At 35.6% G+C, this 25,030-nt stretch carries 18 protein-coding genes; 8 read left to right on the top strand and 10 right to left on the bottom strand.

Annotated elements, in window-relative coordinates; genetic code table 11:
• The 3 genes from B0A80_RS20810 to B0A80_RS16230 form a co-directional block, all read left to right on the top strand.
• A partial coding sequence (locus tag B0A80_RS20810; RefSeq protein WP_165769270.1) for a hypothetical protein occupies positions 1–422 on the top strand: 422 nt, incomplete at its 5' end.
• On the top strand, positions 415–1,020 hold the full coding sequence (locus B0A80_RS16235) for a hypothetical protein (protein ID WP_089077954.1): 606 nt from the start codon (positions 415–417) through the stop codon (positions 1,018–1,020). The genes B0A80_RS20810 and B0A80_RS16235, both read left to right, overlap by 8 nt.
• Positions 1,017–2,714 (top strand): hypothetical protein, encoded by a 1,698-nt coding sequence (locus B0A80_RS16230; RefSeq protein WP_089077953.1) that lies wholly within the window; start codon positions 1,017–1,019, stop codon positions 2,712–2,714. Before B0A80_RS16235 ends, B0A80_RS16230 begins: the two co-directional genes overlap by 4 nt.
• Positions 2,715–2,992: 278 nt before the next feature.
• Here B0A80_RS16230 and B0A80_RS16225 read toward each other — a convergent pair whose 3' ends face one another.
• The 7 genes from B0A80_RS16225 to B0A80_RS16195 all read right to left on the bottom strand — a co-directional run bounded on the left by B0A80_RS16225 (position 2,993) and on the right by B0A80_RS16195 (position 12,794).
• Positions 2,993–4,744, bottom strand: a complete 1,752-nt coding sequence (locus B0A80_RS16225; RefSeq protein WP_089077952.1) for an alkaline phosphatase D family protein — start codon at positions 4,742–4,744, stop codon at positions 2,993–2,995.
• Positions 4,745–4,977: 233 nt separating this feature from the next.
• Positions 4,978–5,385, bottom strand: a complete 408-nt coding sequence (locus B0A80_RS16220) for a hypothetical protein (protein WP_089077951.1) — start codon at positions 5,383–5,385, stop codon at positions 4,978–4,980.
• Between the two features lie 9 nt (positions 5,386–5,394).
• Positions 5,395–5,823: a hypothetical protein gene (locus B0A80_RS16215; protein WP_070908132.1), complete on the bottom strand. Its 429-nt coding sequence runs from the start codon at positions 5,821–5,823 to the stop codon at positions 5,395–5,397.
• A 44-nt stretch (positions 5,824–5,867) separates the two neighbouring features.
• Positions 5,868–6,566 (bottom strand): DUF1826 domain-containing protein, encoded by a 699-nt coding sequence (locus tag B0A80_RS16210; protein ID WP_089077950.1) that lies wholly within the window; start codon positions 6,564–6,566, stop codon positions 5,868–5,870.
• A 203-nt stretch (positions 6,567–6,769) separates the two neighbouring features.
• Positions 6,770–8,194: an amino acid permease gene (locus tag B0A80_RS16205; RefSeq protein ID WP_089077949.1), complete on the bottom strand. Its 1,425-nt coding sequence runs from the start codon at positions 8,192–8,194 to the stop codon at positions 6,770–6,772.
• A gap of 229 nt (positions 8,195–8,423) precedes the next feature.
• Positions 8,424–11,741 carry a TonB-dependent receptor gene (locus B0A80_RS16200; RefSeq protein ID WP_089077948.1) on the bottom strand — a complete coding sequence of 1,106 codons (3,318 nt, stop codon included), beginning with the start codon at positions 11,739–11,741 and terminating at the stop codon, positions 8,424–8,426.
• Positions 11,742–11,963: 222 nt separating this feature from the next.
• Positions 11,964–12,794, bottom strand: coding sequence for an SIR2 family NAD-dependent protein deacylase (locus B0A80_RS16195; protein ID WP_089077947.1), 831 nt, complete (start codon positions 12,792–12,794; stop codon positions 11,964–11,966).
• Between the two features lie 229 nt (positions 12,795–13,023).
• On the opposite strand from B0A80_RS16195, the gene B0A80_RS16190 reads away from it, so the two are divergent.
• Entirely contained in the window at positions 13,024–14,055 is a 1,032-nt protein-coding gene (locus B0A80_RS16190) for a hypothetical protein (protein WP_089077946.1), read from the top strand.
• A 28-nt stretch (positions 14,056–14,083) separates the two neighbouring features.
• Here the strand turns inward: B0A80_RS16190 and B0A80_RS16185 are convergent, their stop codons facing one another.
• A complete protein-coding gene (locus B0A80_RS16185; RefSeq protein ID WP_089077945.1) occupies positions 14,084–15,439 on the bottom strand; it encodes an MBL fold metallo-hydrolase in 1,356 nt (451 codons plus the stop codon).
• A gap of 1 nt (position 15,440) precedes the next feature.
• Positions 15,441–16,271, bottom strand: a complete 831-nt coding sequence (locus B0A80_RS16180; protein ID WP_017497195.1) for a restriction endonuclease — start codon at positions 16,269–16,271, stop codon at positions 15,441–15,443.
• Between the two features lie 471 nt (positions 16,272–16,742).
• Here B0A80_RS16180 and B0A80_RS16175 point away from each other — a divergent pair, with 471 nt between their 5' ends.
• From B0A80_RS16175 to B0A80_RS16160, 4 genes are read left to right on the top strand one after another with little or no spacing between them, the layout of a single operon-like run.
• Positions 16,743–19,565 carry a TonB-dependent receptor gene (locus B0A80_RS16175; RefSeq protein ID WP_089077944.1) on the top strand — a complete coding sequence of 941 codons (2,823 nt, stop codon included), beginning with the start codon at positions 16,743–16,745 and terminating at the stop codon, positions 19,563–19,565.
• 27 nt (positions 19,566–19,592) lie between these two features.
• On the top strand, positions 19,593–20,795 hold the full coding sequence (locus B0A80_RS16170) for a DUF4876 domain-containing protein (protein WP_089077943.1): 1,203 nt from the start codon (positions 19,593–19,595) through the stop codon (positions 20,793–20,795).
• A gap of 11 nt (positions 20,796–20,806) precedes the next feature.
• Positions 20,807–22,315 carry a DUF6850 family outer membrane beta-barrel protein gene (locus B0A80_RS16165; protein WP_124020581.1) on the top strand — a complete coding sequence of 503 codons (1,509 nt, stop codon included), beginning with the start codon at positions 20,807–20,809 and terminating at the stop codon, positions 22,313–22,315.
• Positions 22,316–22,345: 30 nt separating this feature from the next.
• A complete protein-coding gene (locus B0A80_RS16160; protein WP_089077941.1) occupies positions 22,346–23,488 on the top strand; it encodes a cytochrome-c peroxidase in 1,143 nt (380 codons plus the stop codon).
• 113 nt (positions 23,489–23,601) lie between these two features.
• On the opposite strand, the gene B0A80_RS16155 is transcribed toward B0A80_RS16160, so the two are convergent.
• Entirely contained in the window at positions 23,602–25,026 is a 1,425-nt protein-coding gene (locus tag B0A80_RS16155) for a SusD/RagB family nutrient-binding outer membrane lipoprotein (RefSeq protein ID WP_089077940.1), read from the bottom strand.
• Positions 25,027–25,030: the final 4 nt, after the last annotated feature.

The raw sequence follows: 25,030 nt of genomic DNA, 5'->3' as shown, positions 1-25,030 counted from the left end.
AATTAATATCTGTTTATTTAAAAGGGAATGTAATAGATGTAAATCTATACTCGAATAGAATTGATTCTCTTAATTACATAAACGGTTTAGAAAAATGTTTGTCTTGTGCTATTTGGAGAAAAGTTAAATTTATTGTATTAAAAATTGAAAATAATAAAATTGATACTTTAAAATGCGCAAATATTAAATATAAAAAAATTGGATTTCAAGGTAGGAAAATAAGAGAGGATAATTTTATTTCTTTCCCCTGTTCGAAAACTGAAACTCTTTCTTTAAATGGAAGCTATGGTCAGAATGTTGTGGAAGTATTTTATGACAAGAAGAAATATCGACGAGAGTTTAGTATCGGTCTAGGAAAATCTGAAAATGATGTTTACCAATTACCATTTGTTTTAGACGAAAAATATTTAATAAATGATTGATAAATTTAAAATTTCGTTAGAAAATATTATTCAGCTAGCGACAGTATTATTGCAAACAATTGGACTATTTATAATAAAACCGAATATTTTCAATTTTCAGAATACAGATGAACTGTTTCCTGGTGGCAATATTTATAATTTTATTCTGATATTTATTTCAATTGCTTTTATATACTTAGGTTATACTTACAGAACAAGCAATTTTGCAAACAATTGGTTCTATTCTTTTATTATTTCTGGACTCTTATTTATTTTTTGTTTTTTTTATTATAGCAATTTAATTGACAAGAAAACAATTTTATTTCCTTCAGGCGATTTATCATCAGTAAGATATATCAAAGGAAACAAATTTTCATCGGATATTATAACATGTACCGATGCCATTCAAAAAGACAATCCTGACATAGCCGAGATTGAAGTCATTAAAAACTGCGCCAATGTTACTAATTTTTCGGACCTAACTAAAATTTGGCCCGAAATAGAAATTAAAGAGAATGTAAGGTCTATTAGCATTTGGTATTGCATAGCAATTTCATTAGCAAGTATTACATTAATCACTGGTTTACAATCGTTAAAATGTAAAAAAATAAAAGAATGATACTTAAAATTCTATCTTTTTTAATACTAACCTTTTCCTACACGTCTTTGTTAGGACAAACAAGTATTGAGAAAGAGAAATTAAGAAAACCCAATCCAAACGATACTTTTGAGAAAATTGTTATTGATGTAAATAACGAACTAGATTCAACTCTTTTTAAGACTGATATATGGATTAGTGATAATAGTCCCACCTGTTATGATCTGGATTATGGTGTTATAATCAATAAAAAAGATATACAAGAAAAAATTAAAACCTTTGAAAATGTAGATTTAGGCTTGTTGTTGAGAATAGTTATTGCTCATGAAAAGACACATGCAAAAGAATTTTTAGTAATTAATGATAGCTGGAAGAAAGAATATCGTAAGCGAGTACATATTGAGCAATTACAGAAAGATGAAGTTAAAGCAGATTTAGTTGCTGGCTATTATGCATTTGATTATTTGAAGTTAGGATATGTAAAATACTTATTAGAACTCATTATACAAATTGAGAAAAATGGTCTTGAAAATGAACCGAAGCTTACAAATAAAGAGATCGATTTTACAAAAAAAATAAGAGATGATGAGATTAGTTCTTTTAAATTATTATTTCAATTAGGAGAAAATCAAAACCTATCAGACAGCTATCCAAATTCCTATCAAAGAATGAGTGCTATTGAATATGGAATGAAAGCTGCTATTATTCGAGACCTCTCAACATACTTAAAAAATCCAAAGAATAAATTAAGTAATTCTGATAAAGAAAAATTAATTGAGTTAATACAGTATTATGAAGATGCAATAGATTATGCTAATTATAATTTTTTATATGAGAAAGACTATTTCTACAATGATTATTCAGAAAAATTATCGCGTAAAATAACACATATACTTTCTAACTATAGCAAATACATTACAATTCAATTATTAGATGGAAAAAAAGCTGATGAAAGTGGTTTTGCAAAGTTTGGAATGCGCTTTTCAAATGCTAATACAAAAGATTCATTAAGAGTTTTTTATTCAGTCCTTCTGGCGGGAAAGCCTGACAAAATCTCAAGTGTTGAATATCCGAATTATACTTCAATGAGTTCAACTCATTCCTCTATCGTATTAGCTCCAAAAGAAACTAAAATTGTAACAGATTCTATATTTGATTTGTCGGAACCATTCAAAGAATATACAAAATTCAAAATGATTTTTCCGGGTCAATTTGGTTCTTTGTATTATACAGAGCTTGTAAATCAAAAAAACAGTTCTAAATACTTTGAAAAAAAATTGCTAAGAAGCAATGATTGTTCTAAATGTTCTGACAGTATAGAAGAATTATTAAATGCCCTATATCAAATTCAAAGTGAGTTTAAGACAAATGATATTAATGATTATTTAAATGGAATTGGTTTTAAAAACATAAATTCAGAATATACAGAGTATAGCATATTTATCAAAAATAGACCTTTTGAATTATTAACTCATCCAGACATAAAAAAGACTATCCTTAAAAGTACTGTATACCGAAATATTAGTGAAAGTAATGTAAAAGATTTTTTGAAATCAGTTTCTAATAAATTAAGCAAAAAGGGTATCAAAAGTAGTTTTAAAAACAACAGGATAATTTATCTTAATGATGATAAAAATGTTTTATTCGGAAGATTTGAAATTGTATATGATGATATTTATTCAGAGTATAAAATAGAACTGAATTTGACAAAGTAAAATGCTTCCCCAGCTCTCCGTAGCGTTCTTTTCTAAAGCTACACAAATGTCTCCGACTTTGCGCTACCTACTCAAGTCTTCACGAAAGAACCAAAGCCGCTAAAAGTCTCTGACTTTTAACCAAAAACTTAATATTTATTATAACGAACAAACGATTTATGGTCTAAAAACATTCATTATCGGCTTTTTCAACTTTAATAATTTATAAGTAAAAAAAAATGCGCAAAGTCAGAGACATTTGCGCAGCTTTTCATGAGGAACTCTGTCGAATAGAATTCCTATGCTATAGTATATTTCTTTTCTGTAACCGTATTAGTGGTTTCAGTGGTTACACTGTCTACAAATCGCCATTCGGCTTCAGAACCGGATGCTGTAAATTTAAGATAGGTGTATCCTCGTTTGTACAAATTGGCATATTCTAAATCATCGATCAGCACGGTAAAGGCTTGTGCTAATTCGATCGCTTTCGTGGGGTCTGAAGTAATTCCGAAATACGATTCTAATCCCGGTGACGAAACCGAACTACATGCTATTTCAGTCCCTATTCGTTTCCCCTGCATATCGGTAAGTTTACCCATCCATGCATTGTGAGTATCTCCGGCCAAAACCACTACATTTTTTCCGGAAAGCATCGCGTATAATTGTTCTCTTTCGGCAAAATAACCGTCCCAGGCATCCAGATTATAAGGTAATGTCGTGGTAACTCTCGCAATTTCCTGAACCGTTAAGGTAGGATCACCTTGTTTATGTCTCATTTTAATCACCACAAGTTGGGAGATTGTTGCCGTAAGCGCCTTCATAGTCGCCGGTGTTGCGCTTCCTAATTTAGAGACTTCTCCTAAAATTTGATTCAAAAGCATCAATAACTCCGCAGGAATCAGCATTTTGGTCATCAGGATTTGCTGGCCTAAAACTTTCCATTTAGCGCTATCTGCATTGATCTGCGATCCCAGCCATGCCATCTGTTCGCTTCCAATTAGTTTTCTGTTGGTACTTAACAGATCGGTTTTGAATTTTGTCTGGTCAAAATTTCCGCTATTATCGATATAATCACCATAATTCAGCTGCTTATCTCTGGCAATGACTCTGGTATCCATCATGTAAAGGGAAAGAATAGTCCCGAAATTGAAGCTTCTGTAAATTCTAAAATCTTTTCCTGTCTTAAGCGGAATATACTCACTATAAGCCTGGAAAGCAGCCATTTTTCTCACCTGAAAATCTCCTTCGGAAGGCTGATGGTTTTCGGCACCGGATTTATAGGTATCGTTGGCAAATTCATGGTCGTCCCAAACGCATATAAACGGTTTTTTCTGATGCAGAAGCTGCAGGTTTTTATCTCCTCTATATTGTCTGTATCGCTCTCTGTAATCGCTAAGACTTGTAATCTCTCTGGCGGGTTTATGTTCTCTGCCCAGCGGGTTAGTAAACGGATTTGTTCCGTACTGTCCCGGCGCGTATTCGTAAATATAATCTCCAAGATGCACCACTACATCGGCCTCTGAAGAGGCAATCGCTCCGTACACATTGAAAAGTCCGGCCGGAAAATTAGAACAGGAAACAACAGCCATTTTCACGTCATTTACACTGTCTGTTTTAGAGGGTAATGTGCGAGTTTCTCCGGTAACTGTAACTTGTTTGGTTTTGGCATTATAAAATCTATAATAATATTTTGTATTCGATGGAATATTCTGAACATCTACCGCTATTGTAAAATCATTTGTAGAAGATGCTGCTGCCTGCCCTTTTCTGGTTATTTCAGTAAACGAGGCATTCTTACTTATTTCCCAATTAATTTCGGCATCGGAGCCTGCTGAATATCTTGTCCAAATAATCACTCCGGTTTCAGTAGGGTCAAAACTGGCTACTCCTGTTTCAAAACCTTCGTTTTTCATTCCATTCGGAGCACCATCATGGTCTGGTTTGTCATCGTTACTGCAGCTTTCAATCAATGGGGCGATGAAAACTCCTCCGGCAACCAATAAAGAATTTCTAAGAAACCTTCTTCTGCCTAAATCCTTGTTCTTTTCCATAAAAAAATTTTTATGTCAAAAAAACGATTTAATCTTAAGGCCAAAGTTATGGCATATTTAAAATTATCTTACATTACTATTAAGAATTCATTTACTAAAATAAAGTAAGAAGTAATATTGTATAGTTATTATTTAAGTAGCGAAGTCAAAGACATTTGCATAGCTTTCCAATTGAACTCTTCGTAGATTCGAAAACTCAATTTGCCGCGAATACTAGCAATTATCAACCACTTTTACTCATAAATTAATTTTTCTAAGTACTCGTCCATTTTACTTTTCCATTCTATATCTTGGTTTTCTTCCGAAATTTCAAACATTTTTAGAATCCCGTCGATCTCATTTTTTTTTCTTTTAAAATATTCAGTGGCAATTTCTATTTCGCTAAAAAATTCTGTGTGGACCATTAATCCATAAATTCCGAATGTAATAGCAAATGGAATACTTCCGGCGTTGGCTTCAATTGTTATTCTAGAACCATTTATATTCTCCTGATCATTTAAAATCTTACCTCCTTCAGAACCTTTCTTTCCAATTGAATTTCCGTTGTTGTATCTGACCCAATTTTCGGTTAATTCAATTTCGACATTTATAAATACTTCCGGTGTTGATTTTCTAAATATTCTATTTATAAATTCTTTCACTTTAATTTTTTAAATATCTTTAAAAGTTACTTTTCCAAAATTTATTTTTTCCATCTCATACATAAAAGGCATATGCGAGCCGGCTGTCCATTCTCCATTTTTAAAAATAAAAGATAAATGTCTTCTCATAGAGTTTTCGGGAGCAAAAACTTGAAGATTGTCCCCTTCACCAGGTTGATAATCAAAATCGAAACAGTTATTAGTATTAAGTACCATAAGCATTCTCTCGTTTGTCAAATCTTCTGTTAAAACTTCCTCCGGCCTGTACCCCATTCCATCCATTGTCGTTTTACTGTAGCCCATGCATTTTTCTAACGTCCAGGTAAAATCGACACGCCTTTTTTTTCTATTTTTTCGGGAATTCTTGTGGTGAATAATGGTATCCATTCCATTTGGAACACAGGTACAAAGTTTAATTTCTTTTCCGTTTACGCACATATATTTTGAAACTAGAAATGGTTATTCAAATACAATTATTTCCTTTAACAAATCAACAACAATCGGTACTCCCCATCGTTTTCTATGGGTGCTCTGTGAATACATGGCGGTACTTCTTGTTTGGGATGGTCTACGGCCAGACGCCAAAGATGCCCTAAGCCTAAATTGATAGGTTCGACATTGGGATGTAACTGATAATGCAAATCGAAATAATTTTCTTCTAGAAAACTTTCGAACTCTTCCGGAGGTCCGTCGTGCAGCTCTTGTAACTTTGCACGGATTTCCGGAATTAGAATTTTTTGTTCTGCCTGCGAATTAGAGACAATATCACTTGCTGCTCCGTGGTAGGTACATAAAAAAGTATCGGTCGCAATGGGCGAACGATCTACATGAAACGAATACACATCTGTAGAGATGAAATCAAATTCGTCATCACGTTCGTAACACTTTAGTAAATTAAGTGAGGGCGAAGCTCCAAAATCAGTTAATAATTGTAAATCGTTTAAGATAACTTCTCTGGCTATACTCCCCTTTTCGCTGAGTTCGAGTGCGATTAGATCTTCGGGATAAACTACTGTGATATTTTCTTCTAAAGATAATTTAGCTACAATTTCGTTAAAATCGCCATCCAAATTTCTGTACCAGCACAGTGCATTCCTTTCTCCTTTGAAATGGGTCTGTACCAGTTCAGAGAAAGTAGCGACTACTCCAATTTGGTTGTTGTTCAAATATGTGTTGCTCATCTATTGCAAAATACTCTATTTAAACCCATAGAAACATAGTTTTGTTACCGCGCTAAGGCATTTCAATTGCACAAATAAACATAGCAAACCCTATGCTTTTTAACTAAGTGAAACGTCTTTCGAGAAGTCAGAGTCTATGTTTCTATGTGTTTAAAAATTATTATACTCAACGGATAATAGCGGACTAATCCGGTAAAAGTTGCTTATTTTTTTGTTTTATAAACTTTGTAAAATATAAAAAGAATACCCAGCCAAATAGGAATTAATTCTACGGATAACTTCATATCGGTCATCCACATGATGGTTAAAATTCCCAATAAAAATACCAAACAGATATAATTACTTACCGGATAAAATATCGATGGAAACATCGTTTTAGTGCTTTCCTGCTCTTTTGTACGTCGAAATCTTAGATGTGTATACGAAATCATTCCCCAGTTGATAATTAAAGAAGACACCACTAAAGACATTAAAATGCTAAAAGCTTCTTCTGGAATTACTTTATTGATTAAAATACAGATCGCTGCAAAACAGGAAGAAATTAATATCGCATTAATAGGCACTGATTTATTGTTTAACTTCTTTAAAAACTTAGGTGCATTACCCTGATCTGCTAAACCATATAACATACGTGAGTTACTGTATACACTACTATTGTATACTGATAAAGCTGCGGTTAAAACAATTAAATTAAGCACATTGGCGATCAGGCGGGTAAAGTATATTTTAGTACCAAACAACTCAAACTCCATTCCGTTTAAATTTTGAAAAACCATTACAAACGGACTACTGTCTGTCGTTATTTGTCGCCAGGGAGACAAAGCAAATAAAATAACCAATGCTCCTACATAAAAGATAAGGATTCTATAGATCACCTGATTGGTTGCTTTTGGAATGTTTTTCTCCGGATTTTCTGCCTCGGCAGCGGTAATTCCAATTAGTTCTAAACCTCCAAAAGAGAACATAATCAGTGCCATTGCAGATAATAAGCCCTGAAAACTACCCGATGCTGTTTTTTCAAAGAAACCTTTTGGAAAAAAACCTCCATCGTTATATAAATTCTGAATGGTAGCTTGCTCCCCTCCTGTACCACTTATCAGCAGGTAAGTACCAAAAAGGATCATGGCGATAATGGCAACTACTTTTATGATTGAAAACCAAAATTCGGTTTCTCCGTATACTTTTACCGAAGCGAAATTTAAAGCATTTATAACCAGGAAGAAAAATAAACTGGATGCCCACAGCGGAATTTCGGGCCACCAAAACTGTACATAAACTCCAATGGCTGTAAGTTCGGCCATACTCACCAGAATGTATAAAATCCAATAATTCCAACCTGAAGCAAAACCCGCAAAAGAGCCACAATATTTATAAGCAAAGTGACTAAAGCTTCCTGAAACAGGCTCTTCGACAACCATTTCGCCCAATTGTCTCATAATAAAAAAGGCAATGATACCGGCAACTGCATAACCCAGAATAACAGATGGTCCTGCTAATACAGCTGCTGGGCCAATACCGAGAAAAAGACCGGTTCCTATTGATCCTCCTAAAGCAATTAATTGAATGTGACGGTTGGTCAGCCCACGTTTAAGCTGATTCTCTTCTACGACTTCCTGATTATTTTTCACAAATTAGATTTTTAAATGAGTTGACAGCGAAGATAAGTTAAAAAAGGAATCGTACAAAGTATGTTCTGCACTAAAACTTTTATGAGATCGACCTACGTTTGAGAGCTTTCTGAAAGCATGCCAATGACAACCCCGAATTCTAATTTTTAATGCAAAAATTAAAAAGAAAAACGGCATTGAATTTTGTTTCAATGCCGTTTTTAAAATTTATTTAAAAGAAATTCTCAGGTTATTTTCCAAAAATATATCGAATTGAAAATTGAGCCTGCCAAACATCAAATGCTGATGCATTTTTCTGGAATGTATCTTTAATTAAATATCGGTTTCCATCAGGATCTGTTTGCGTAGCCAGGGTATAAACCGGAACATTTCCTGCGGTTGTAGAAGAGTAAGCCAATACATTAGGATTAGTAGCTCTTTGTGTCACTCCCCAGTTTTTGTTGATCATGTTTGTAAAATTCAGAATGTCTGCTCTAAATTGGAAAGAGTTCTTTTTACCTGCGATTTTGATATAAACGTCTTGCGAAATAGACAAATCTAATCGGTGCAACATTGGCAGGATAGCAGCATTTCTTTCTGCATACTGACCTCTTCTAGTACGAAGATATTTGTCCTGATCAATGTAGGCATCAAATGCCGTTCTTTGTTCTGCCTCTGTATAAGTTCTGGTTGTTGTAACGCCATTTACAGTACTTGATACTGCCAAAGGAGCAAAACTAAGTTGAGATGCACTGTTTGGTACGTATAACAGATCGTTTCCGTTTACTCTGTCTCCATTCATATCACCACTATAAGCATAAGTAAATGGATTCGCTGTTTCTCCGATATACCCCAGATTGATGGAAGTAGCACCGCCCAAACCTTTTCCGTATTCAATTCTGTATCCCAGAACACCAACTAAACGGTGTGGTGTGTTATTATTGGATAAGGATACATCTAAATCATTATTTCCGTTTACAGATCTGGCACTTGTCCATGATCCTGAAGCAATAGATCCCGGAGAAATTAAATCGGCAGCTTCAGAATGTGTGTAGGCGAAAGATCCCCAAAGTCCTTTTTGGTATGGGTACTCTAGTTTGAAGGTAGTAGAATAAAAATATCCTTTATCAGAATTGGTTAAAACAATCCCATTTGAAACATTATCATTTATTCTCGTTCCGTTATCATTTCTTGAATATCTTGGACGGTTATCTGCTCCTGTAAAAGTTCCGACTGGTGCGTCAAAATTTGCATTATAATAATTGATTGCATTGATATTTTTTTGGATTACTCCTTCAATCGTCCCTACAAATCCAAATGGAAGTTTTTGGTCGACAGCCATCGTAGTTTTCCATACTTGCGGATATTTAAACTTTTTATCTGTAAAGGCTAAGTCAAAAGTGGAAGGAAGCGTTGGAGTTGACGGGGTGAAATACTGTGCAGGTCTTGGTGTAAAACCATAACCTCCAGTGGCTAAAGCAGCACCACTTGCATCGATAAAACCAGTAAGCACACCATTATTTCCAATTTGGTTTGACAAATATACGGCAGGAGCTCTTCCGGTAAATACACCTGAACCTCCTCTTACTATGGTTGAAGCGTCTCCATTAAAATCTAAATTGAAACCTACTCTTGGTTCAAACAAATATTGTGCATCCGGCATTTCTCCTGTATTGAATTTTTCTCCATTTGAAAAAGTCATCGCCGTTACTGTTGGATTCTCTAACGCAGTGTCGGCAAACCATACTCTGGATGCTCTAAGTCCTACTGACAATTTGAATCTCTCACTTAGTTTAATTTCGTCCTGAGCATATAAATCCAGTTTGTTTGTTTTCAGGACCTGTAAAGGTTCAACTGCACCCGGTAAAGCGGAGTATCTGTATTGAAAACGTGCAGGTGAAGTAGCCGTTGCGGTGGAAGGTGCTCCTCCATTTGCTGCTGATTGATCTGCTGCTGCGTAAAAATCTGCTAAAGAGTTGAATATATAAACACCATTTGATCCGGAAAAGAATAAATTGCTTGATTTGAAGTATTCAAAATTAGCTCCTAAAACAATTGAATGTTTACCAATAGTTTTGGTTAAGTTGTCTGTAAAATGCAGCGTTGAATAGCTAAGTTTGTTTCCTTGCGTAAATGGATCTAAACCTACAGATATATAATTTGCTGTACCCTTCTTGATATCAATTGTAGGGAACAATCCTCCTCCCTGAAGCCCTCTGTCTTCAATTTGTTTATCGTAACCAGCGATAAAATTGTTGTACCATGAATTGCCTAATTTACTATTCAATTCCAATACAAAAGATCTGGTATTGTCTAAGATTGTATAACCACTGTTTTTGAACGACATTGCTAAGGTACTTGTTCTTCTGTTTCCAAAACCTAATGAGTTGGAATTTGAAGTTAGCTCGTCTGACGATGAATCGTGATGCACATAACGTGCCGTAAGCTTATGATTATCATTAATATTCCAGTCTATTCTCGCTAAGAATTTTTTAGATGTTTTGGTAGCATCATAGTTTTCCCACGGACCTGTTTCATAACCAAACTTATCTCTCATATAATTAGAAAGAGTCTGCATTTCCTGATAAGTCGGTTCTGATATCTGAGCTCCGCCTTGTGGTGATCCTGTAGAAGTCCATGTTGTTGCCGGACTTGTATTTTCGATGGTTTCGAAGTTTCCAAAGAAAAATAATTTGTCTTTAATAATGGGTGCTCCAATACGTGCTCCCCATATTTTTTCATCAAATTTTCCGGGTTTGATGGTCACATCTTTTCCGGGATGTGTTCCAATAAAACTGGATTTATTGCTTCTGAAGGAGTTATAAACCGATCCTTCGATTTCGTTTGTTCCACTTCTGGTTACAGCGTTAATTCCGGACCCAAGAAATCCCGACTGACGAATATCGTAAGGGGCAATATTAACTTGTAGCTGCTCTATAGCGTCAAGTGAAATAGCTGTCGATCCTGTTCTTCCTCCCGCCTGAGATTCACTCCCAAGACCAAAACCATTATTAAATACAGATCCGTCAATAGTAAAATTATTCAATCTTGAATCCTGACCGCCAAAAGTACCATTAGCACCGGCGTTTGCATTGTATTTAGTGATAGAGTTTACAGAGCGTGCTCCTAATACGGGAACTGCTACAATTTCTCTGTTTGTAAATTGCTGTGACGCTCCTGTTTTTCCTTTGTTAAAATTTCCATTGGATTTTGTTGTCACTACGACTTCCTGTAAAGCGTTTGCTTCTTCGTCGATTTTAACGTTTACGGTTAGATTATTTCCTAAACCAACATTAATATCTGTGATTTCAGTTGTTTTGTAACCTATGTAAGTTACCTTTAAAGTATATGGGCCTCCCGGTCTCAAACCCTGTGCTGCATATCCGCCATCAAACCCCGTTGTCGAATAGTATTTAGTTCCGGTAGGTTTGTGAATTATTTCCACAGTAGCTCCAGGCAGGGGCTCTCCTTTGTTTGATCTAATCGTTCCAGACATTGCCGAACTTGTAACTTGAGCATGACCATAGGCCGATAGAAGAATAATCAAAATAAAAATAACTTTTCTCATTGTATTGTTCAATATTTAAGTTTTTAGGAGACAAAACTACAGCACCTAAAAGCAATAATATTAAAGTAATGTTAAATATACCGCGAATATGATTATTATACAGTTTCCCAGTTTTCTTCAAAGTAAAGAACTTGAAGTTTATTCGTAGTAAGCTATGATTAATGTGTTAAAAGGCATTTCATAAATTACATTGCACACTGTGACGGATGTGAATGAAATGATCTATTTCCCGATTACATGCTGCACTATCTCTCTAATTGTTTTTAAGGTCTCTGTAGAAGTTTCGCGAATGATTATTTTATTTTTCTTCTCTTTAATACGTTCCGTGAATAAATTATCCTCGGTATTAATATCAACTATGATTCCTCCGTATTTCAAGGTCGTTTCTGCAATAGCCATTGGCAGATTTGTCGCTCCGGATGTTCCAACAATAAAGAGAATACCCGAATTCTTGGCAATTTTTAAGGAACTGAATTTTTTGTTTGTTTTTTCGTCGTAATACTCATCAAACCACAAAATATTGGGTCTCATCCAGCTGCCGCATTGTTTGCATTTAAGCAATTCTATATCTTCTTTTGTCAAATCCTCGTCTATATCTTTTCCTTTGACTTCTATAGGCAATTTTTCTATTTCCTTACAGCCGTTCGAACATTTAATTTCTCTGGTTTTTCCGTGTATTTCATAGATTCTTTCTGTACCGGCACGTCTGTGCAGGTTGTCTATATTTTGTGTTATCAAATGGAATCTGTCTTGCAGGAGGTTTTCAATTTTTACTATTTCATGGTGACTCTCATTGGTCTGAGCGTTTTCAAACATCTTTTTTCTAAACAGTGAATACTGCCAAACCTCTTCAGGATTTTCCTTGAAGTATTTAAAAGTTCCAAACTCTTCCGGTTTATGAAATTGAGTTCCTTTTACCCATATCCCGTCTGCTCCCCTATAAGTTGGTATTCCACTTTCGGCGGAAATTCCTGCACCTGTTAAAAATGTAAATCCATTTCTATTGCTTTTATGATAAACCTGACTTATGATTTCAGTAAGTTGTTCTTTCATTTTTTAATTCTTTCAATACTTATTTTATACTTATCTTACTTTCAGTTAATTATTAATTTTCTAATCGCAATCTGTTTTTAAGTAAAACTAGCGAATTCCAAACACTTTAGAAAAAACTTAAAGTAACCATTTTTAAATACCCGAAATCTATCGCAAAAGAATTTTGAACCTGTAAATTAAAATGACAAAATAAATTTTATCTTTCCGGTAAACTAAAACTTAAAATTAATTGAATACCATTAAGAGCAAACTGACTTTAATTCTTTTGTCTTTTGTCATTTTTTATTCTTGTAAGAAAGAGGATAAGAGTTCTGATAAAAGTAGTAACCTAAAGAATCTACAATCTGATATTAAGGACAATACTATTAAAGAAGGGAAAACCACAACTCTATTTTCCTTTAATACTACTGAGAATACGGAGATAGTAAAAATATCCGGGAGTGAAGTTAGCGAAGATGACAACTTTTTACTAGTTGGAGATAAAAACATACTGCTAGTTTCAAAGTATAAAAAAAATAAGCCACAACAATTAATTCAAAGTGACACCTTATTAATAAGTGATTATAATCATGTTAATATAGACAGACAACTCTTTTTAAGAAAAAAAGTAAAAAATGCAGATTATTTTCTATTTGCCTTAATGGAGTCTCCTTTAGGTAATGGAGATCATAGCTTATATTTGAGTTTTATAATGTTAAACTTAAATACTCTTAAGTATTATGCCTTAAAATATGAAGGCGAACCTACTCTAAGATCTGATAATGCGGTTGATGGAAAATTTTTAGAAAATACAGAATTAGATCACAACACCGCGATCAAAAATGAGCTATATCGCTTCGCGAATAAGAGTAAATGGATTTATAATCCGTCTGAAGAAGAAAAGGATATTAACTTTTATAAGAATTTTGAACAAAAATGGTACGAAGACAATTATACTGAAGATGGAAAATCATCTTATCCAGCTGTTGTAAAAAGTACTTATTATTCGGAGGATTTATTTCAATTTAACGGAAGAGGAAATGATGATGGAGCCATTGAAAATGCAGATTTTAAAATTGTTCCCTACTTTCGTCATAACCTCATTGGATATGATAAGAATAAAAGATTATACTTCCCAATTAAGGTCGAATCATGCGCTCACGGATGTGCTAAAACTATAGAATTTCTGTCTGAACATGAAATAGAAGTATCATACGAAATGAATGTACAACAGCCTGATACTATAGATCTGAATAAAATAATATTTACCAATAGGCCCTAGCTTTTTTTGAAGAAGTTACAAACCTATCCTAAATCTCCATTTCATTCCCCATTAACGGAACGGTACATTTAAAGTGGTACTGCTTCTGGATTTTAACACGCAATTCATCGGCAGGCAGGTTTTCACCGTGTACAAGAAAAACGCATTTCGGAGTGTTTTCGAGAGCAGAAAGCCAGTTTAACAGGTCTTTTTGATCTCCGTGTGCGGAGAGTCCTTCGATCTGAAAGATTTTTGCTCTTACGGAATAATAGTTTCCGTATATTTTGATTTCTTTGGCGCCCTCAAGCAATTTTCGTCCCCGGGTACCCTCTGCCTGATACCCCACAAAAATTACTGTAGTTTTTTCGAGACTTATATAATGTTCAAAATACGACAATACCCTCCCTCCTGTTGCCATACCACTAGCGGCGAGGACCACTTTAGGTTGAGGATTTTCTATAATCCGCATGGTTTCTTCGTACTCTGAAACTATAGTGAACATTCTAGACATTTCGTGGCAATCCTCGACGGATAGTTTATGCCATTGCAGGTTTTCTAAGAATACATGCAGCGCATTTGCCCCCATCGGAGTATCGAGAATATAGGGAACGTCCGGAATTCTTCCTTCTTTTTTAAGCTTCCACAATAAAAACATCACCGATTGTACCCGCTCTACAGCAAAACCGGGTATGATTACCGTCTCTTTTTTTGCTATGGCTGTATTTATAAGTGTTTCCAGTTCTTTCTTTACGTCCAACTCTGCATGCAGTTTGTTTCCATAGGTACTTTCCAGAAAAATATAATCGGCCTTTAAGGGTTTGGTTGGCGGAAACATCAATACATCATCATCACGTCCAATATCACCCGAAAATACTAACGTTTTAGCTTCGGCATTTACTGTAATACTACACGCTCCGATAATATGTCCCGCATTTTCAAAAACGGCAGTGATACCCTCTGCAATCTCTACTGCTGTATTTGGTGCTATTATTTTAAAAAACGGAGTAACAGCTTCTGCCTGCTCTACGGTATAAAGCGGTTCTGCCTGTTCATGTTTAGAGTATTCTTCTTTGTTGGCTCTTTCGGCTTCTTCTTCCTGAATTTTGGCACTGTCTAAAAGCACTAGTCTGGCTATCGCTTTGGTTGGAGCGGTACAGTATATTTTGCCTTTAAAACCCTGTGCTACTAATCGGGGCAGCCAGCCGCAATGATCCAGATGACCATGCGTAAGAAGCACAAAATCTATTGTGGAAGGTAAAACAGGTAACGGATCCCAGTTGAGTTCTCTCAATGCTTTTATACCCTGAAAAAGTCCGCAATCAATTAATATCCTGCTGTTTTGTGTTTCTATGAGTGTTTTTGAACCTGTAACGGTTCCTGCACCTCCTATAAATTTTACTTTCATCTTAGATAAGTTTACAGATTTGTGAAGCTTCGTGTACTATATTCTTGATTCGGTTTGGACTCAGTCCAATTTTTTTTAATCCTTCCTGATCGTCAAGAAGGTCTTTTACCAGTATCTGATCGAGAAAAAGCAATTTTTCTTTTTCAACCATTGATAGTGTTGTCAGGCAGGTAATAGGATAAAGTGCTCCCCTATCAATTTTATTTTTAAGATTTTTATCTGGCGGATAATCCCAGCTTAAAAGAGAAATTCCGCTACAGTTGGCAAAATCCTGCGCGTCTTTGGTAAAACGATTGTTGGTTACTATGATACAGGATGTGAAAGTTTCATTATTAGAAAAAATAATATGTCGTTTTTCTCTTAGATCATTAAAACGAGAAAGAATATACATGGGGACTTTTACATCTGAAGCCCCATCTTTGCTTCCGTGAAACTTGCATTCTATCATCGTTATCGCATCGTCTTTCATGATAGCAACGTCTACTTCATGCGAGACGCATTTACCCTGAAGCGTTAGATTTATTTTGGCTTTAAACCCTTCTGCGGCATATAATCTTGCAATGAATTTCTCAAAATAAAACCCCGCAGGACCAAGCATCTGTAAAGCCTGTCTGATATTGTAACGAGCGGCATATCCATTTGCGGTTTTCTTTAAAATTGCAAATGCCATCTTATAGATTTCTTTAGTGGTAATACCATCATACATCTGCTTTTCGATCTGAATCATAGATTCTGTTATAACATCGGGAGCAGCTCCTGATTTTTTAAGGGAAAGCTTCAGTTTTTCTTTGTCGAAAGGAACTTTGTGTCCCGAGTGCTTCGTGATTTTCATAACAGATAATGAGTTTTAAGAACTGTTTTTATTTGAATACAAAAGAACAGTAAGCAATTAGCTGTGATTCAATTCTAACTTTTTGTATTGGCTTCTACCGCCAGTTTCCGGGGCTGGAAACCTCTATTTTGAGCATTATTTATTCATAATTCTTACGAAATACAGCTCTTGAAGATTTGGTCTTTTTAAACTAAACAACCATTTTTACTCACGTTTTTTCTGTTTATAAAACTCAACAAAAACCCTATAAACAGTTGATTTACTAAACGATATAAAAGTTGTTATAGTAACAAATTTCGGGAAATATTTTTGATAATCGGCATTTTCGCTCTAATTTTTAAATCGTGAGCAAACGTCGTAAAAATATTTTTTATCAACAATTATTTTTATTCAGTCTAAATTAAGTTACATTTGCAACGATTAACCGCCTTTTTGTTATATAGCTTATTCAGCTAACAGATATTTAATACAATGACTTCTTTTAATAGCCTTATTACATTCCTGCTAAAAAGGATTGTATCCGTTCTGTTTTTATTATTCTCTCTTTTTTCTAACCTTAGTTTTTCTCAAAACACTGCTAAAATTACTCTTCAGATTACCGTTTACGATGCTGAAAGTAAAATTCCCTTAAAAGGTGTTTTGCTTTCTGTAGAAGGAATTAGCAAATACGAAGCGTACTCAGACGATTTGGGGAGTATAGTTTTAAACTCCATTCAAAGTGGCAGTTACACGCTTAAAGTTTCACATTTAGGCTACGAAACGATCGAGAAAAATCTCGACTTTAAAACAGGACAAAGTCTTACTTTCGGATTAGTCCCGTCAAGTGTACAGCTAAACGAAGTAGTCATTACAGCCGTAGAATCTCGTGGTATGACCAGTACCTCTGTTATCGATAAAAAAGCCATGCAGCATTTACAGCCTTCAAGTTTCACCGATTTGCTGGAGTTACTCCCTGGCGGACGCTCAAAAGATCCTGTATTTAATGCTTCGAATCACATTAAATTAAGAGAGGTTGGAACAGCCGATTCTAATTATGATGTTTCTTCACTTGGAACTTCTTTTGTAATTGACGGGATTCCAATAAATACCGATGCAAATCTACAGTATACCACCGGATCCAATATGTCTATCACACCGGGTTCAGGATATTCCAATACACGCCGCAATACAACTTCTAAAGGAGTAGATATGCGCTCTATTTCGACAGATCAGATTGAAAGAGTCGAAATTGTGAGGGGGATTCCTTCGGTAGAATATGGTGATTTGACGAGCGGGCTTATTAAAATTCAGCGAAAAAGAGGGCGTACCAATTGGGAATCCCGTTTTAAGGCTGATGAGTTTAGCAAATTGTATTATTTAGGAAAAGGTTTTGAATCTGAAGAAAAAAGATTGATTCTGAATGTGGGAATTGATTATTTAAATGCAAAATCAGATCCGCGTAACAGTTTTGAAAACTACAAAAGAATTACATCCTCTATACGGGCACAAAAAATTTGGGAAAATGATTCGCATCAGCTTCAATGGGATTCGAGTTTAGATTATAGCGGTTCTATAGACAATGAAAGAGCAGATCCGGATGTGGGTTATACCAAAATTGACCGATATGCTTCAAGCTATAATCGGTTTTCATGGGCAAACTCTTTTGATTTAAAGTTTAAAATGGCACCGTTTTTAAAAGCAATTCATTCGTCGGCAGCAATAAATCAGCAATTCGATAAAATTGAGCAAACCAAATGGGTTCAGGTCTCAAGTGCAACAGCTATTCCTAATACTACTGAACAAGGTGAATCTGACGGAATTTTTCTAACGCCACAGTACATTTCTAATCTTACTGTTGACGGAAAGCCTTTTGATGCCTTTTTTAAAACCATGGGAGATTTCGAAATTCAGTTATTTGGAATAACACATGCTTTAAAAGCGGGTTCGGAATGGACTTATTCAAAAAATAACGGAAAAGGACAGGTTTACGATACTACTCATCCCCCATCTCCTGAAATGTCTACACGTCCCAGATCGTATAAAGACATTCCGGCGAGTACTGATCTTTCTTTTTTTGTCGAAGATGTCCTGTCCATTCCAATTGGTAAACACCAATTAAATCTCGCAGGAGGTCTTCGGGCGATGTCGTTGTTGAATGTGCCATCGGCTTATAGTATTTCGGGAAAATACTATTTTGACCCCCGAATTAATACGCAATGGGTGTTTCCATCCTTTAAAATGGGGAAACATTTCTTAAAAACAGAACTTACAGCCGGTTTCGGACAGTATACCAAATTCCCAACACTGGCTCAGCTTTACCCGGATTTTATCTATAATGATCTGGTGCAATTGAACTATTATCATAATACACCGGAGTACCGAAGAATTAATTTAATGACTTATAAAACATCTGCTGTAAATTACAATCTAACACCGGCTATAAATAAAAAATGGGAGGTTCGAGCGGATTTCTCTTATGACAATAATCGTTTTTCGATTACTTTTTTCAATGAACGTATGGATTCCGGATTTAGAAACAATTCTCAATATCAAGCGCTATCGTATAAAAAGTATGACAATAATTCTATTGATCCTTTAACCTTAACCTCACAACCAAATTTAGCCGATATGCGTTTTGTTAGAGACACACTATTAACCTCATACAACACAACTAATAGCGGAAGTAAGCTGCTCAAAAACGGGGTTGAATTTCAATTTTCCTCAAAACGTTTTACGGCAATTAATACTCGATTTACTCTAAATGGAGCCTGGTTTAAGACCACTTATACCAATAGCAGTCCGGTTTACAAAAGAGGACAGAAAGATATTATCATTGATGGAAAGAGGCTTCCTTATTTAGGACTGTATCAGTTTGATGATGGTTCTGAAAAACAGCAGTTCAATACCAATTTGATTGTAGATACCTACGTTCCTCCTCTTGGCTTAGAATTCTCGGGATCGTTTCAGTTTTTATGGTTTAGAAGTGACCAGTCGCTTCCTATGAACGGAACGCCGATTGCTTATATTGATCCTTCTGGAAAACAGCATCCCTATCTCGAAAAAGACCAATCAGATCCTATTCTGCAATGGCTTGATATTAAATACAATGATGCTCTTTTTCAAAAAAAATCAATCCCAATGTCGATGAATATGAATCTGAAAGTTTCTAAAGATTTTTACAAGAGATTTAGAATTTCCATGTTCGTTAACCGACTCTTCAGTTACTATCAAAACTATGAAATTAATGGTCAGAAGATCGAGCGGCGCGGTCTTACTTCACCTTATTTCGGGATGGAATTAAACTTGAATTTTTAACTTTTAATATTAAATAAATACCCAATTATGAAAATCAGATTACTACCCATTTATCTAACAATAGCCATAATGGCACTATTACCATCCTGTTCTAAAGATGATGATAACAGCAATAAAGAAACGGCTTTAACCTTAACAATTGTAAATCCCGAAGATCTAAGTAGTGTTACCTTTTCTGATGTTTCCGTTTCTTTTAAAGAGCGTAATACCGGTAAAGTAACCCAAAGTAAAGCTTTAAATAATAATCTCTCTGTCTCTTTAAGTGAAGGTTCTTACGAAATATCTATTGACGGAAAAATCAACTATACAATAGACGGTAACATTATCGAAGCTTCGGTAAGCAGCTATAAAGAAGCGGTCGTGATTACTGGTGGAAGTGCCACCGTTTCTTTAAATCTTTTCCTCAAAACAACACAATCTGATTTTGTGATTGAAGAGGTATTTTTTACAGGAACCAAAACACCACAGGGAAAACAATATTCAGGTGACAAATACTTTAAGATTCATAATAATACGGATAAAGTATTGTATGCAGATGGATTAATGATTGCACAATCGGAATTCATGACAACTGACAAACAAGACTATACCCCGAATATCATGGCGCAGTCCTTTGCAGTATCAGCTGTTGCAATTGTTCCCGGTAACGGAACTACTTATCCAATCGCTCCGGGTGAGTTTTTTGTTATTGCCGAAGATGCAATCGACCATAAAGAATACAATTCAGCTTCGTTGAATTTAAGAAAAGCTACTTTTGAATTTTATACAGAAGACGCTGATGATGTTGATAATCCTTCTGTTCCAAATATGGAGAATTTATTCTCTTCTATGGTAATTCATAACAGAGGTTTTAAAAGTTTTGTTATCGCTCGTATGCCTGTAAATAAAACAAAATATCTAACGGATTATACCTATAACTACGAATACAATCTGGTATTTGGCGGAGAAAGTTATCCAATGGGCGAAAACGTGTATTCGATTCCAAATTCATGGATTGTAGACGCTGTTAATTTAAGTGTTGAATCTGAATTTAAATGGATTGTTACTGCTCCATCGCTGGACAAAGGCTGGACTTATTGCGGAAAAGTAGATTCAGATGCAACGCGTTATGGAAAAAGTGTTCGTCGTAAAACGCTGTCCACTACTTCAAACGGAAAAAAAATACTAAAAGACACTAATAATTCAACATTAGATTTTTCCCCTGAGGTTAAACCTTCTTTAATGAATTAATGAATTTAATCATGAGCTTTCGTTCCCTATTTCTATTTATTATTTTGAGTTGCAGTTTGCTGCAGGCACAGGACAGTACTTCTGTGCTCCTTCGCATTCACGAAGACTTGTCTCCCGAGAATACTTTTGCCCGAAGATTTTATACCAATCCTGCAAATCAGCATTATGCCCGCCGTTATTCTTTATCAGAATTGAGCGCGGGTTATAGTTCGGCAGCACAGCAAACCAATATTCAACAGTTGGGAAATGGAATTCGTCAATTTCTTATTAAGGCACAATCGCATTATAAGATTAACTCTGAAAATACTGTTTTTGGAAACGCTCATTACAAGAATGGTAAACGTAACAATGTGCGTTGGAACGAAAGCTCAGATTATCAAATAATCTACCCTTATGTAACGGCAGATTCTATAGGGGGTGATCTTTCGTATGAAGAGTACTCTTTTAGTGGCGGTTATGCTAAAGCTTTAAATAAAATAACTCTGGGTATAAGTACTGATTACAGGGCATTAATGGAATATCGGGATATTGATCCAAGGCCTAAAAATACGGTTTCAGATCTTAATGTTTCTACTGGTATTTCCTTAAACATTAGTGATCATTATGTATTAGGTTCGGCTTTAAATCTGCAAAAATATACACAATCTAATAATCTAAAATTCTTTAGCGAATTAGGGGCTCCCGCAGTTTATCATATGGTAGGACTTGGTGTTTACAATAAATTACTGACCGGAAATAAACTGAGTTCGTATTATGATGGAAGAGGCTATGGCACCAATGTGCAGTTTTTCCCAAAAGACCGAAATGGATTTGGTTTACTACTGGGATACCATCAATTTGGTTATGAAAAAATCATGACCGAATTCCAAAACCTTGTCGCTTCTACAATTTTAGAGAATCAGTATGAAGGAGAGGTTTCTTATTTCAAAAAATCAAAAGAAAAGTTTTGGGGTGCAAAAATTGGACTTTTTTACACAGACCGAACTGGAAAAGAAAATATATTTGACAATCAAAGTACCACATCTTACATCAAGATAGCCGAGCATACCAAATACACCAATCAGATTACGTCTGTTGTGTTTTCAGGATTGTACTACGTTCCAAATCCTGAATTATCATGGTCGATTGCGCCAAGCTTTACCTTAAAAAATACTGCGGAAAAATATCTCGATCCTCTTCGGACTATTGACCTACAGCAAGGTATCGGCCGATTGGATTTTGCCATTTCAAAACTTTTATCTCCATCCTTACTTAATGTTTCGGCTTCACTCGAACACAACTGGATTTTAAGTTCAGAAATGGAATTAAGCGATCGCAAAGCCAATTTAATTTTTAATATGCTCGATTATAACTTTACTTTTTTGTCCTCTCCATACACTAAAATAAATCTCGCTGCAAGATGGGATTACAAGTACCAACCTGATCTTAACTTTTTCGTTAAGACAAGTCTGGATTACTACAATTTTCCTCAAAAACAAAACAACACTTTTTTTCAAATGTCAATAGGTTTGACATTTTAATTTAAATTATAACATCACTATCCGCTTATAATGAAGTCCCTTTTATTAAAAACCTCTTTTTCTATTCTTTTCATAGGCCTAATTTATGTATTGTTAAGTTTCAGTGCTGCATTTAGTGAGAAACTTGCAAGTTCAAATTGGCGTGAAATCTATAGTAAACCAACCAGTCAATGGCCAAAACCTACTATTGACGACGGTGTACAATGGCAGGAATTCGAAGCTCTTGCGATCGATACGAGTTACTACGATACCATGGAAAATCCTAAAGTAATTTTAGGACAGCTGCTTTTTTTCGATCCCAAACTTTCGGGGTCTAATCAGGTATCCTGCAGCAGTTGCCACGATCCGGAACTGGCTTGGGGAGATGCGCGTGAAGTATCTTTAGGGAATGATCATTTGCAAGGAAAAAGAAATACACCTTCGTTATACAACATCGGAGCCCGAAAATCATTCTTTTGGGACGGACGGGCTGCCACTTTAGAAGAGCAAGCTCAAGGGCCCATTACGGCGCATCATGAAATGAATATGGAACCTAAAAATCTGGCTAATAAATTGAGAAAAATTGAAGGTTATCCTGTTTTATTCCAAAATGCTTATGGAGATTCTGAGATTACTTATGAAAAAATCCTGCAGTCACTGGCCGTATTCCAAAAAACAATTTTAAGCAAACGAAGCCGTTTTGATGCCTTTATAGATGGCGATTACACGCAATTATCAGATCAGGAAATCTATGGTCTGCACCTTTTTCGAACCAAAGCAAGATGTATGAATTGTCACTCCGGAAAATACCTGACCGATGAATCATTCCATAATATTGGGCTTACTTATTACAAAAGGGAATATGAAGATTTAGGACTTTATATGGTTACTAAAAAAGCAGAAGACGTTGGGAAATTCCGAACTCCTTCTCTTCGTGATGTAATGTATACGGGGCCCTGGATGCACAATGGCTTATTTGATAATATCACCGGAATTGTGAATATGTATAACAGCGGCATGCACATGATTGATCCTGATGAAACCGAAAAAATAGCAGATCCTCTATTTCCTAAAACGGATGTTTTAATGCAGCCGTTAAATCTTACTGATGACGAGATTGTGGCTTTGGTTTCCTTTATTAAAACGTTATCCGGAAGACAGTATAAGATGGAAAGACCACAAATACCAAGATAACTTTGGTCTTTAAATGAATAATACTTCAGAGAAAATTTCCTCTGAAGTATTATCTGTTATAATTGATTACGGGCTGGTTTAAGCCGTTTGCTTTGTCCTTATTATATTAAGGTTTACTTTGCGTCAAACCATAGTTTTGTAGTCAGCAAATCTTTTCCCTGAGCAGATACAGCTGTCTGATAGCTGGCTCCATTCAGTGACTGTTCTGTTCCCGGATAAAAGAAACGTGAAGGAATCTGTCCGTTTAAAACGGTAGCCGGGCCTGCTTTCAATACCGGATAGTCCAATCTTCTCCATTCTGCAAAAGCATCAAGACCCTGCCCGAAAAATGCGATCCATTTTTGTGTACCAATCGATTTAGCATAATTCGTTGCATCATACTTTACCGCTGCCTGATTAAGATAATTTGAAATTGTAGTGGCATCAGTAATTCCAAACTGATTGAACGATGCTGTAATGGCATTTTTATACAACTGCTCTGCATCTCCGGCAATGTAACCGCGAGCCACCGCTTCTGAAAGATTAAACAATACTTCGGAATAAGAAACAATTACCGCTGGTGATGACGAGGTTAAAAAATAAGCTCCCGGTTTTGATGTTTTAGCAAATCCCTGGCTGTTGGCATCACTGTTTGATAATCCGTTAGCACCTCCTACATATTTTCCAACGCTTGCATCTGTTGGCAACTGGGCATAAACTGGCAAACGCGGATCGGAGAATTCATTTAACTTATCCACCAATGTTTTCGAAATACGAAAGTCATCACGGGTTTCAAACCAGGCCGAAGCAGGATTTTGCTGAGGCGAACTCGTGAAAGTAAACTTAAAAGTTTCATTGTTATTGCTAATTACTCCGGCAGCATCAGTAGTTGCATCGATCGCCGCTTGTTTGGCTAAGGCAGGTTCTCTATCAGAAATTCTCAATGCGATTCGCAAACGAAGGGAGTTTACCAATTTTTTCCATTTTGAGATATCGCCTTTATAAGCCAAATCTCCAGTTACGCTTCCACTAGTTGGATTTAGTAAAGACTGTGCTTGTTTTAAATCTTCCAATAAACCTGTGTACACTTCTTTTTGCGTGTTGTATGCCGGAGTTACTTTTAGGCCTGCTTCTTTATACGGAATGCTCCCGTAAGCGTCTGTAAGCAATAAAAATGCCCATGAACGCAAGGTTAACGCAATTCCTTTGTAATTTGGATTTGCCTGCTGATCCGGAAATTTCAGAATCGTATTTAAATCTGTAATCAAAGTGGCATATCCCGTATTCCACAATGTAGTGAAAGAAGTGTTCGACACGTCATATCTGTCCGGTTCTGTATACTGAACTTTAGCCCAATGCTGTACAAATAGTAACGATGCATTAAAATTATTGTCGGCTCCCCAGTATAAATCGGCTCCCTGCTTTAACGTACCTGTCAATAGATAAGGCGCTAAAGGTGTTTCGGTTGCATTTGGATTTTTATTAATATCATCCAGAGTGTCACTACAAGAGGTAAGTGCTACCGCAAATAGTGTTATATAAGCTATTTTTTTTAGCATGATT

It is taken from the genome of Flavobacterium tructae, from assembly GCF_002217475.1.
Classification (GTDB): domain Bacteria; phylum Bacteroidota; class Bacteroidia; order Flavobacteriales; family Flavobacteriaceae; genus Flavobacterium; species Flavobacterium tructae.
Note: the sequence above shows the minus strand (reverse complement) of the source record. Positions and strands in the feature narration are given on the sequence as shown.